Genomic DNA, 13,106 nt, shown 5'->3' with positions numbered 1-13,106 from the left:
AAATACTAGACCCAAATTAAATTACCGTTTAACAATCCACTCTGACCAGGGATTCCAGTATCAAAATTATGAATATGTCTCACGTTTGCAGAACAACCATGTGTTTCAAAGTATGAGTCGCAAAGCGACCTGTCTAGATAATGCTATGGCGGAGAGCTTCTTTCATCTCTTGAAGGTAGGAACTGTCCATAATAACCATTATCAAAACTATGACGAGCTGAAGTCTGCCGTCAATAATTATATCTATTACTACAACAATAAACGGATTAAAACAAAGCTGGCCGGAAAAACTCCGGTTCAATACCGAAGTCTTTCCGACCAGCTAGTTGCTTAAACTTCTCTCCAATTTTTGGGGTTCAGTTCAATCAGCGCAATGCTCATGGTACTTTATAAATCTATTTAATTAGAAGCTAAACTTGTTACCGTTATCTTCTTTGATGTACTTTGAAGTTAGACCTTCAGCTTCAAGGAACTCACGGAATGGTACAAGATCTTCTGCTTCGTACTTTTCCTTGTATGACTTAACAACATCTTCGCTGTACAAGTTAGTATCAAGCTTCAATGTTTCAACAGGGATTGGACGATCCTTAGTGATCTTAGCATCAATAACAACAACACGGCCTTGGTTGTAGTATTCAACAGCCTTCTTCATGACACTATCAATGTCTTCGATACGGCTAACAGTCAAACCAACAGCACCTTGTGCCTCACCGATCTTAGCGTAGTCAACGTCAGTAAAGTCAACACCGAAGTTGTACTCGTTTGTATCCTCGTACTTGTTCTTGATGAATCCATACTCAGTGTTAGTGAAGACAACGTTGATGACAGGCATGTCATAACGAACGTTTGTCACAACGTCTGGGTAAGTCATTGAGAACGCACCATCACCCATCAAGTTCCAAACTTGACGATCTGGGTAAACGTTCTTGGCACCGATACCACCTGGCAAACCAATTCCCATTGTTGCAAACAATGGTGAAGTACGCCACATGTTCTTAGGTGTCATGTGCAAGTGACGGATTGACATTTGTGTAACGTTACCAACATCAGTTGAGAAGATTGCATCTTCTGCAGCGTACTTGTTAATAGCATTGTAAACTTGGTAAGCTTGAAGATCACCTTCAGACTTTTGCTCAAGCTTGTTCATGTAATCGCGCCAGTTTTGCACGTTCTTGATGTTGGCAGCCCACCAAGCTGATTCTTCAACAGATGCAACCTTAGAAAGGATAGCATCGATTGCTTCACCAGCATCACCAAGGATAGCAACATCAGTTTCATGACGCTTACCTAGCATAGCTGGGTTGTTGTCAATTTGAATAAACTTTTCAACGTTACGGAAAGTACCCTCAACCTCAGAGAATGGGAAGTTTGTTCCGACGAACAATACTGTATCTGCTTCAAGAACAGATTCGTTAGCTGGCTTCCAACCAACACGGAATGTTGATCCAGTCAAAGCTTCGAAGTCCCAGTCGAAAGTCTCAAAGTTCTTACCAGTAGTAATAACTGGTGCCTTGATCTTACGAGCCAATTCTTGAACGGCTGGTCCATGTCCCATTGTACCAACACCAGCGTAAATAACTGGACGCTTTGCTTGGTTCAATAGTTCAACAGCTTCATCAATATCCTTCTCATCAACAGGAGCTGACTTGTAGTTCTTGAACTTTAGTCCTGAAGAATACAATGGTGTTGAGTAGATTGAGTCTGCATCAAGTTCAGCAAATCCAAAGTCTGCAGGTACTTCAAGTACGGCTACACCGCGCTTAGCAATAGCAGTACGGATAGCATCGTCAACCAAGTGAGGCAATTGCTCAGCAGTTGTTACACGACGGTTGTAAACGGCAATGCTCTCGTACATTGGGTTTTGGTTCAACTCTTGGAATGAGTCCATGTTCAATTCGCGAACTGGCTTTGAACCTAAGATTGCCAATACAGGAACGTTATCCATTGCTGCATCGTACAAACCGTTGATCAAGTGTGTTGCACCAGGTCCACCAGATCCAACAGTAACACCAAGCTTACCACTAAACTTCCATTGCATAACGGCAGCCATAGCACCAACTTCTTCGTGCTTAACTTGTAACCACTTAACGTTGTTTTCAGGATCACCCATGGCGTTCATGAATCCACTCAAAGTTCCAGATGGCACACCGTATACAGTGGGCACACCCCAACCTTCCATAACCTTCAAAGCTGCTAATCCAGCAGTTATCTTATTCTCTGACATTTAACATATCTCCCTACATGTTTGCGTTCTGGAAACGCTTTCTTACTTCTACAAATTCTATTGTATTTTAAATAACAGTATGCGTCAAGTTAGTTTTTGATTAGATAAATAAAAACAATATAAAAGTGCATGCGTCCAATACTACAAATAGACTATATTTGAAATCAAATTAATAACATATATAATACTTTAAGATTATTTTATATAATATTACTATGTGCAAAAAAATGTTTCATATATAAAATAATTGTTTTTTATTGTCATATTTATTTCATAACCCAGCACCTAATAATTAATGAACAATTTCACAAAACCTTCAAATGTTTAAAAAATACCGTTTTATAACAAGTTATGAAATATAATTTCAATTAATCGTTTTAAAATAGATTAATTGAAATTAAATTGCTATAACGATATAATGACTGCATAAAAAGAAACCGCTTTCATACAAGGAGAAATTAATGAATCTCAATGAACTAACTAACTTAACAACGGAAAAGCGAAATCAGCAGACCATGAACCTAGATAGCTTAACAATTCATGAAGCAGCCATTTTGATGAATAATGAGGATCAAAAGGTAGGTTTGGCTGTCGCTGAGGCCCTACCCGCTATTGAAAACGCGATTGCAAAGACAACCGCCTCCCTCCAATCTGGCGGTCGAATCATTTATATGGGGGCTGGTACCAGTGGTCGTCTAGGCGTCTTGGATGCCGCTGAATGTGTACCAACTTTTGGGGTCAGTCCTGATACAGTGATTGGTTTAATCGCTGGTGGTAATAAGGCCATGATTCATGCCGTGGAAGGTGCTGAAGATAGTCTGACTTTAGGTCCAAGTGATTTAAAAAATTTGAATTTAACAAAAAATGATACGGTGGTAGGCATCGCGGCGAGCGGTCGCACCCCTTACGTGATTGGAGGGCTAGATTACGCGAAAAGTGTTCATGCGGCAACGGTTAGTTTGGCGCTAAACACCGATGCTTTGATTAGTCAACACGCAGACACCCCCATTGAAGTTAACGTTGGCGCTGAATTTTTAACTGGCTCTACTCGTTTGAAATCAGGTACTGCTCAAAAAATGGTATTAAATATGATTTCAACTATCTCAATGATTGGTATTGGTAAAGTATATAAAAACCTAATGGTTGATGTCCAACCAACCAACGAAAAATTAGTCGAACGTGCAAAACACATCATCATGGAGGCAACAGATTGCTCTTTTGAAGTTGCAGAACAAACTTTTATTGTCGCAAATCAAAACGTCAAAGTAGCAATCGTTATGATTCTAACAGGCGTTGATCGTAATGAATCTGAAGAAAAATTACGACAGGCCAACGGTTTTATTAACAAATCAGTTTAATTACTTAATTGGGGAGATATTATTATGGCGAAAGAAGACTATGATCAATTAGGACAAGACATTTTCCAGCATGTGGGTGGTAAAGAAAATGTTTCAAAGTTAATTCACTGTATGACCCGCGTTAGGCTAACTTTAAAAGACGAAAGTAAGGCTGACCTTGAAGAATTAGAAGCACTCCCAGGCGTGCTCGGCGTTGTTGAGGATGAAACCTTGCAAGTCGTTGTGGGGCCTGGAAAAGTAAATAAAGTCGCCCAAAGCATGGTTGATTCTGTCGGGGTTAAATTGGGGGCAGATTTTCCAGGTCAAAATCAGACACCTGAAGATAACAACTTGAATGAACAGACGGATCAAAACAAAGCGGCTGCCAAACAAAAATACAATAAACCAAACAAATTTAAAAACGTTCTCAAGTCATTGGCAAATATTTTCGTTCCCATGATACCGGCACTTGTTGGTGCTGGTATCATTGCCGGAGTCGCTTCTATCCTGCAAAATTTACTAACTGCAGGAACTTTAACAGGCGATGCCATGACGCAACTTGTAACGGTTCTTAATGTTATTAAAAATGGTCTATTCACCTATCTAGCAATCTACACAGGTATCAATGCCGCTGCTGAATTTGGTGCAACACCAGCTTTGGGTGGTACCGTTGGCGCTGTCACCCTACTTTCCGGCGTGACCACGGATACGACTATTCAAAACTTATTTAATGGTCAAGACCTGGCTGCTGGTCAAGGCGGTATTATTGGAGTCATTTTTGCCGTTTGGCTACTGTCATTAGTCGAAAAAAGACTACATAAATGGGTACCAGATTCTATTGATATTATCATCACGCCAACTTTAAGTCTGTTGGCAATCGGTTTAGCAACTATTTATCTAATTATGCCAATCGCAGGTGTCGTATCAGATGGACTACTACAATTTATTAATGTTGTCTTAGACGTTGGTGGTCCTGTCGCTGGCTTTGTTCTGGGCGCCTTATTCCTACCAATGGTTATGCTTGGACTACACCAGATTTTAATTCCTATCCATTTAGAAATGATTAATCAAATGGGAAGTACCCCACTCTTGCCAATTCTAGCCATGTAAGGTGCTGGACAAGTTGGTGCCGCATTTGCATTATGGCTATTCCTCCGCAAAGATGATAAGCAATCAGGATTAATTGAAAATATTAAGGGTGCCTTGCCAGTCGGTTTGTTAGGTGTTGGTGAGCCATTGATCTATGCAGTCACATTGCCTCTAGGTCGTCCATTCATTACAGCTTGTCTTGGTGGTGGTATTGGTGGTGCAGTAATTGGGATGCTCGGTCATGTCGGATCGATTGCTGTTGGACCTTCTGGATGGGCATTAATCCCACTGATTGCCAATAATAAAACGCTATACTATATTATCGGCTTGATTGCTGGTTATATCGGTGGTTTTATTCTTACTTATTTCTTCGGTATTCCGAAAGAATTAAAGCATGAAGCGACTGCAGTGGCCACGCCAACAACACAAGAATCAAGTGTTACAAGCGAAGCTAATACAGCAACACATACTGCGGCTTTTGAAATCAAAGCACCTGCTAAAGGACAGCTAATTACTTTAGACAATGTTCCTGATGAAGTATTTTCTACAGGTATGATGGGTCAAGGAGTCGCCATTCAACCAAGTAATGGCGAAATATTTTCACCCATCAATGGTACAGTACAAACTATTTTCCCTACCAAACATGCGATTGGTTTAGTGGGTGAACAAGGCGCAGAAGTGCTTATTCATATGGGACTAGATACCGTTAACTTACAAGGAAAAGGGTATGATATTTTGGTCACAGAAGGCCAAACAGTCTCGGTCGGCGAGCCACTAGTCAACATGGATTTGCAAGCCATTCAATCTGAAGGCTATCAAACAATAACGCCTATTATTTTGACAAATAGTGCCGACTTTGACTCCGTAACCACTCAAGCGGAACAAGCTGTTGAAATTGGTGATGTTATCATACACGTTAATGAAATATAAATAATCGTCTCTTAAATCACAAAACGAGGTTAATCATGAATTCGTTATTTGTACGTTTATCTTCAGAAAAAAATTTCACAGCTAGTGAACGAAAAATAGCGAATTTTTTCTTAGAAAAACCGCAACTAGCTATTGATGCTACTGCTGGAAAAATCGGTAAACTTACTAGTACAAGCAGTTCGGCAGTCGTCCGCTTTGCAAAGAAGCTCGGTTACAGCGGTTTCCCTGCGATGAAATTAGACATCGCTGTTACAACAACCAATAATCAAAATAATAGTGATTTAACGGAAATCGAAGCAGAAGAATCAATTACGACTATTTTAGAAAAAACCAGTGCTCGTTTTAAAACAATACCTGATGTCATTACAGCGCAAAATGAAACTGCCGATTTTTCTAACGCAACAAAGTTAATAGAAAACGCCCGTCATATTTTCGTCTATGGCGTCACGGCCTCAGCGCTGGCTGCACAAGATATTCAGCAAAAATTCACTCGAGTTGGTCTAGATGTTATCTATCATGCTGATTTTCATCAAATGATGACAACAATGCAAGCAACGGCAACCAACCAAGATTTAGCTATTGTTATATCTGAATCAGGCTACACTTTCGAGACTTTAAAATTCAAAAAAATCAGTCTTGATTTAGAGTTAAAGGTCATTGTTTTGACCAATGAAATTGAATCTGAAATTTCTCGCGGTTGCGACGTCACGCTGACGACGACCTCGCAACAATTTGACAAGGTCCGGTTTGCATCAACGACTGGATTACTATCACAATTATATGTTGTTGATATCTTGTTCTACACCTATATTAGTAAACACTATCAAGAGTCACAACAAAAAGTCGAAGAAACACGCTCGCGCATCAGCAAGATTTATGACGATCATGATTAAATTTTAATACGATGAACTCATAAAGAGGTTGGGACAAATTAAATGTCTCAACCTCTTTTTAACTAACTAAAAGTTTGTAATTTAATTATTTTATCATTTAAATATAATATTTATCATTATTTTATTGACATTAGTCTGTTCCATCGGTACACTAAGCTAACAATATTATATATTGTTTCACCTAAATTTTAGGTAAAACAATTATACGGAAGGAAAAACGTATGTTACAAAAATACATCAGAATCCCTTTAATTGCTCGAATAATAATTGCTATTGTTATCGGTGTCTTCGTTGGAGTTGTTGCCCCTTCCTGGACCTGGATTGATGTATTAGGACAATTATTTATCGGTGCTTTAAAAGCCATTGCACCGTTATTAGTATTTATGGTTATCATGTCTTCGATTTCGGGATATCAAAAAGGTGCTCATAACCATTTTAAAACCGTCATTATTTTATATTTAGGAGCGACCTTTTTATCTGCCGTAGCTGCGGTCATTGCATCATATTTGTTTCCAATAAAACTGGCATTATCTAAGGCAACAACAGCTAATGGTGCTGATGCACCTAAAGACTTAGGATCAATCATGAACGATTTGATTACTAACATTGTCTCAAATCCCGTTTCAGCCGTGATGAAAGGTGACTACCTAACAATTCTATTTTGGTCTGTTTTGATAGGTATTGCTCTACAAATGGCTAGCCAAACAACAAAATCAGTTATTCAAGATTTATCAAGCATCATTGGTAAAGTTGCTAGTTGGATCATTCAATGTGCCCCTTTTGGTATTATTGGACTGATTCATCAAGCTCTAGTGGAAACAGGAACTGATGGTGTGATGCGTTATGGACAACTAGTTCTACTATTAGTTGGTACGATGATATTTGTCTACTTAATTGTTTACACATTATTAGTATGGGTATTGACCCGTCAAAATCCATTTCCACTGGCTTGGTGGACACTAAAAGTTTCAGGAATTCCTGCTTTCTTTACTCGTAGTAGTGCGGTTAACATCCCCATCAATTTGAATGCTTGCAAGAACCTGGGCTTAAATGAAAAAAGTTATAGTGTCTCAATTCCACTAGGTGGATCAGCTAATTCGGGTGGTGCAGCAATTACCATTTCAATTATGACGCTTGCGGCCACTCACACATTAGGTATGGAATTTTCAATTCCGCTTGCTTTGATTCTATGTTTCCTAACAGCCATTGCTTCAACCGGTGTCTCAGGTATCGCTGGTGGCTCATTATTGTTAATTCCAATGGCATGTAGTCTATTCGGTATCGGCAATGATATCGCAATGCAAGTTGTTGGTATTGGTTTCGTCATCGGTGTTATCCAAGATTCTGTCGAAACCGCTGTTAATTCAGCTTCCGACTTATTATTCACTGCAACAGCCGAGTACAGTGACCTGCGTAAAGCTGGTAAACCTGTTAACATTAAGGCCGCCGTGGCACGTGCCAACCAGGCAAATTAAATAAAAACAACTCCGATCTGGTAAGTGTGTCTGTAAACTTACTGAATCGGAGTTTTAATTTAGTTACTAATTGCTGGCGCTTGACGAATAAATTCTGTACTATCTATCTGTTCTAGCATAAACCAAGCTAAGTTAGCCCGTGATAATTTGGCCTTAAATTTATCTCTGCCTAGATAGCCAACTTGCACATTTCTAGTTAATGATGCATTAGTCAATAAGGATGCAATTCTAAGTAATGTCCAATCACATTCAGACTGACGTACTAATTCCGTATATTCAACAATGGCTTCATAAGAGCTAGGGCTACCCTTACGAATCATTGTCCGTCTTAATCTAAATTTTATACTATCAATATCATATGGATCTTGCGCACTTGTTGTTGATAACGCAATAAATCGTTTGATGCCAAGTTCATCAAGCGCAATCAAAATATTACCAATCCCCAAACTAATCTGTTGATCACTCGCTTCTTTACCAGTCGGTCCTAAAGCACTTAAAACAGCTTGACTACCTGTCACTGCCCCTTTAATCATATCCAAGTCGTTCAACTGACCCTGGATAATTTTTAAATTCGCATCCGTCACAGATAACTTTGCTGGGTCTCTGACATAAGCAACAACCTGATAACCACGACTTAGCGCTTGTTGTACAACCTGTTGACCAGTTTTACCACTTGCCCCAAAAACCGTCAATTGCATGATATCATTTCCTTCCTTTCATCATAAAAATAGTATTCATCCCCCACCGCTCCACTACTTTTAGCGTTTTAAATATGGATAAGCAGGTCGTAAATCGATAACGATCAAAAATATTTGTGGCCTTAATTTTAACATATCTCGTTGATCTAACTTAATAAAATAAGCCCCGTAAATTTTAGAAAACACTTTAACTTACAGGGCTCTGTTTATCTGCGAAAATAACCTTTCACAGACATTTTCATTACATATTTATTTGAAATACGCTTTCAATTCATCAACCTTGTCCAAACGCTCCCATGGCAAATCCAATTCTGGACAACCGAAGTGACCGTAGGTAATTGTAATGTTTTAAGATCCTAGCATGTTATTCGTATGATGATAAATGCTTACCTATGATACGATATAACTAATTATTCAACAACTTTGACTGCAATAAACGGAGGTATAGTTTTGTCTGATATTGATAGTGCCATTAATAAAATTGGCCACTTTTTAAGTCGGCGAGATATTGATGATTTACAAAAGGAAATGTTGGCAAAGAAATACGGCATTGAACAAGTAGATGTAATGGTACTTTTTGGGGGTAGTATCATAGCTGGTGGCGATGTTCTTGCCAGAGCAATTAGAAACCATGTTGCTAAACATTTTATCATTGTCGGTGGCGCAGGACATACCACAAACACTTTACGTCAAGTGGTGGATAATCTTTATCCCGGTATAAAAACGGCAGGTTTAACAGAAGCCCAAATTTTTCAAAACTACATCAAACAACGTTACCACTTAGAAGTCGATTGGCTTGAAATGGAATCAACAAATTGTGGTAATAATATTAATAATTTATTAAACCTATTAAAAGAGCACCTACCCGATTGGCAATCAATTATCTTAGCACAAGACGCCACCATGCAAGTTAGAATGTACGCTGGATTAAAAAAATATGTTCAGGATTCAAAACAGATTATTAATTACGCCACATATCAAGTAAACATTAAGGACGGAAAAATTGTTAATCCCCCACATGGGATGTGGACATCACAACGATACGTGAATCTATTAATGGGTGAAATTGCAAGATTGCAAGATACATCAACGGGTTATGGACCTAAAGGGAAAAATTTTATCAGTCATGTAGATATTCCTGATGAAATTTTCCAGGCATTTGAGACGATTCAAACAGTATTACCAGATAGTATTAGAGATGCTGATTCTCAATATGCCAATTAGATAGTTTGCACTGACAATCGTACATAATCGCCCTGTAACAATTTCAATACCTTTCATTTGGCATAAATACGATATGATATTTACATAGACACTTTGTATGCTAAGCTATTGTCCTTTTATACCATGCTATAAATGACCACGATTGAATAATCAAAAAAGAGATGTGAAAATAATTTTTCACATCTCTTTCTTATTATAATTTATTTATTAAAGTAAGCTTTCAATTCATCAACCTTGTCCAAACGCTCCCATGGCAAGTCCAATTCTGGACGGCCAAAGTGACCGTAGGCAGCAGTTGCTTCATAACGTGGCTTACGCAAATCTAAGTCTTCGATAATTCCAGCTGGACGTAATTCAAACAAATCACGAATAGCGGCAACCAAATCATCATCTGATACCTTACCCGTACCGAATGTTTCAACATTAACTGAAACTGGTGCTGCCACACCAATAGCATAGGCAACTTGGATTTCAACCTTTTCAGCTAAACCAGCAGCAACAATGTTCTTCGCAATGTGACGAGTAGCATATGCGGCTGAACGATCAACCTTCGTGGCATCCTTTCCAGAGAAAGCACCACCACCGTGACGAGCATAACCACCGTAAGTATCAACGATGACCTTACGTCCGGTCATACCAGCATCCCCTTTAGGCCCACCAATAACAAACCGACCTGTTGGGTTAATCAAGTAACGTGTCTCGTCGTCAATCATATCTGCAGGTAGAATTGGCTTAATAACAAGATCACGTACATCATGACGCAATTGCTCCAATGATACCGATGCACGATGTTGCGTTGACAAAACAACTGTATCAATACGGAATGGCTTACCGTTCTCATCAAGTTCAACAGTTACTTGTGCCTTTGCATCAGGTAACAAATAATCCAAAATACCAGCACGACGAATATCAGCTTGCTTCTTAACTAACTTATGTGACAAAACAACTGATAATGGTAGATATTCATCGGTTTCATTGGTTGCAAAACCAAACATCAAACCTTGATCACCTGCACCAATTTGGTCAAGGGGATCAATACCACCATCTTCACGTTGTTCAATAGCTGTATCAACACCCTGCGCAATATCTGGTGATTGCTCATCAAGTGTAACGCCCACGTGAATATCATCAGCTAAGAAACCAGCATCAGGATCATCGTACCCAATACGCTTCAATGTCTTACGTACAATATCATTAATATTGACGTATGCTTTTGTTGATATCTCACCAAACACATTAACATAGCCGGTAGTTACCGATGTTTCAACAGCTGTACGTGCTTGTGGATCATCTTTTAAAACCGCATCCAAAATGGCATCTGAAATTTGATCAGATACTTTATCTGGGTGTCCCTCCGAAACTGATTCTGATGTAAATAAACGCTTTTCTGACATGATTTATTAAATATCTCCTTTACGTAGCGAAAAATCAAAATAAATAACCCCGACGACCACACATAGGCGGCACGTCGGGGTTCAGTCGATATGCGCCCATCTGCTAGAAATTACCACATCACCGTACGGTAGTTGGTGTCAGATCACGGGGTCTAGTCCCTCCCTGACTCTTGATAGGATGTCGAGTTATTTACTTTTTAATACTTAACCTATAATACTGATTTTTTTATCATTCTGCAAGTTATTTTTGGCATCTCACATCCTTGTTAATTTTCAATTAATCCTAATGCACTACTCACATAATCAAACATCGCACTTGCCCCAGGATTATTTGCTACCTTGATCTGCCTACCAGACCGGCGCAGACGATGAGCCGCTGTCACCGTTTCGTGATGGGCACCTCGCATGACAATTAATTCAAAATCATACTGTACCTTATTCATCTCATGCATAATTTTATCATTACTAATATCTGATGGATCCAGCCAAACAACCTCTATACCAAAATAGTTTAATTTTTTAGCCGCATTTTTAACAGTCTCACCCCACCAAGAAATTATTAAAACTTGCTTGTTCATCCATCGTACTGGCACATCATTTTCATTTTTATGATTCTCAATTTGACCATTAGTAACCTGTTTGTTTAATTGTCTAATCAACATGATATAACCCGTATCGGAACGTTGACGTGCGGAATAATAATAATTAGTTGTCAATGTCTCTGGTATGATGCCATTTAAAGATAATTCAGATAATTCATAAGCCTGACCATTTTGATCGATGAATTGCCATTGATTATCAACCTTTACGAAATGACCTTGCATTTGCTGCCATAAAACTAAATCTTCAGCAACTAATTCATTATATTTATGCACCAAACGAAGTAACGGATGGTAATCGTCAATACAAGTTAAATCTAACTCGCTAGTTAACTGCCTGATTTTCTCTGAACGACTGACTTGCAAACTAGAAGAACGCTGTTTCCTATATAATTGTAATTCGTGTTGCGCTTTGACAACTTGCTGATGTAAACCAGCGATTTCTTCCTTAAAGAACTTATCATCTAATTTTGGACAGACATGCTCGGTAACCTCAGCTTGTTTCACTAATTTTTTTTGTTTCTGTTTTATCTGTTTAATACGAAATTGTTCACGAATAAGGCCCATTTCATCTTTTTGCTTGGTAAACTCAAACTGATAATCTTTAATTTTTTGCTCGAGTTGTTTAATTTTTAACTGTAACCCCTGATTTTGTTTATCGCTAATCGCTAATTGAGTTAACTGCTGTTTTAACTGTGCTTGGGCATCTTCATATTGTGATGTTAGTTGAATTTTTGTTTCTGTTAGCTGTCTAATTCGTTGTTTCAATGATTGATTCGCCCGGTTTGATTTATCTGCTGTTTCTACTCGTACGCTTGGTTCATATTTCATCATAAGATTATCATAGAAACCATGCTCAGAAATAACTTCTGTTAATAAAGCATTGAGTTGACTCAAATATTGGTAGATTTCGGCTACCTCACCTGTCGGCAAAATAACGTGTAATTGTCTTGACCGTAAGTCATTCTTATAAACAATCAATGATAAATCCAATGGTCGATTTGGTAATTTTTGATCCAAACGTGATTGCAATGAATATAGCATCACTTGACCTGTTTGTGTCAATTTGGTCAATTGCTGTCGTGATAATAAACTATCACTTGTAGACATCTTCTTTACAAAACGATCAAATTCTTTTATTTCAGGAATTATCTCATTCTTGTTCCCTAACACACATTGTTTTTTTAGCTTCATAAGGTAACCTTCCAGCAAATAATTATAGTCACATGTTACTTTGTTTTTA

At 38.5% G+C, this 13,106-nt stretch carries 9 protein-coding genes, 1 pseudogene and 1 riboswitch; of the genes and pseudogenes, 6 read left to right on the top strand and 4 right to left on the bottom strand.

Annotated features, from left to right (window positions below; genetic code table 11):
- Positions 1 to 334 (top strand): IS3 family transposase (locus FFM62_RS07585; RefSeq protein WP_137604531.1); only part of this gene is annotated, 334 nt, incomplete at its 5' end.
- Between the two features lie 69 nt (positions 335 to 403).
- Here FFM62_RS07585 and spxB read toward each other — a convergent pair.
- Entirely contained in the window at positions 404 to 2,224 is a 1,821-nt protein-coding gene (spxB, locus tag FFM62_RS07580) for a pyruvate oxidase (RefSeq protein ID WP_115471376.1), read from the bottom strand.
- Positions 2,225 to 2,685: 461 nt separating this feature from the next.
- On the opposite strand from spxB, the gene murQ reads away from it, so the two are divergent.
- The 4 genes and pseudogenes from murQ (at position 2,686) to sstT (ending at position 7,948) form a co-directional block, all read left to right on the top strand.
- Positions 2,686 to 3,582, top strand: a complete 897-nt coding sequence (gene murQ, locus FFM62_RS07575) for an N-acetylmuramic acid 6-phosphate etherase (protein ID WP_115471377.1) — start codon at positions 2,686 to 2,688, stop codon at positions 3,580 to 3,582.
- A 24-nt stretch (positions 3,583 to 3,606) separates the two neighbouring features.
- Positions 3,607 to 5,580: pseudogene (locus tag FFM62_RS10495) on the top strand (glucose PTS transporter subunit IIA).
- 35 nt (positions 5,581 to 5,615) lie between these two features.
- On the top strand, positions 5,616 to 6,473 hold the full coding sequence (locus FFM62_RS07565; protein WP_115471378.1) for a MurR/RpiR family transcriptional regulator: 858 nt from the start codon (positions 5,616 to 5,618) through the stop codon (positions 6,471 to 6,473).
- A 221-nt stretch (positions 6,474 to 6,694) separates the two neighbouring features.
- Positions 6,695 to 7,948, top strand: a complete 1,254-nt coding sequence (gene sstT / locus FFM62_RS07560; protein WP_115471379.1) for a serine/threonine transporter SstT — start codon at positions 6,695 to 6,697, stop codon at positions 7,946 to 7,948.
- A gap of 59 nt (positions 7,949 to 8,007) precedes the next feature.
- Here sstT and FFM62_RS07555 read toward each other — a convergent pair whose 3' ends face one another.
- Positions 8,008 to 8,646, bottom strand: a complete 639-nt coding sequence (locus FFM62_RS07555) for an NAD(P)-dependent oxidoreductase (protein ID WP_115471380.1) — start codon at positions 8,644 to 8,646, stop codon at positions 8,008 to 8,010.
- 444 nt (positions 8,647 to 9,090) lie between these two features.
- Between FFM62_RS07555 and FFM62_RS07550 the strand changes: the two genes are divergently transcribed.
- The gene (locus FFM62_RS07550; protein ID WP_115471414.1) at positions 9,091 to 9,870 is read left to right on the top strand and encodes a YdcF family protein; all 780 of its coding nucleotides are present in this window, start codon (positions 9,091 to 9,093) and stop codon (positions 9,868 to 9,870) included.
- A gap of 200 nt (positions 9,871 to 10,070) precedes the next feature.
- Here the strand turns inward: FFM62_RS07550 and metK are convergent, their stop codons facing one another.
- Together metK and FFM62_RS07540 are read right to left on the bottom strand one after the other, a co-directional pair.
- On the bottom strand, positions 10,071 to 11,264 hold the full coding sequence (metK, locus tag FFM62_RS07545) for a methionine adenosyltransferase (protein ID WP_115471381.1): 1,194 nt from the start codon (positions 11,262 to 11,264) through the stop codon (positions 10,071 to 10,073).
- 93 nt (positions 11,265 to 11,357) lie between these two features.
- Positions 11,358 to 11,444, bottom strand: a riboswitch (SAM riboswitch).
- A gap of 86 nt (positions 11,445 to 11,530) precedes the next feature.
- Positions 11,531 to 13,057, bottom strand: a complete 1,527-nt coding sequence (locus FFM62_RS07540) for a hypothetical protein (RefSeq protein ID WP_115471382.1) — start codon at positions 13,055 to 13,057, stop codon at positions 11,531 to 11,533.
- Positions 13,058 to 13,106: the final 49 nt, after the last annotated feature.

This window comes from Weissella thailandensis (genome assembly GCF_005405465.1).
GTDB classification, from domain to species: Bacteria; Bacillota; Bacilli; order Lactobacillales; family Lactobacillaceae; genus Weissella; species Weissella thailandensis.
This window is presented reverse-complemented; position numbering and strand designations above follow the sequence as displayed.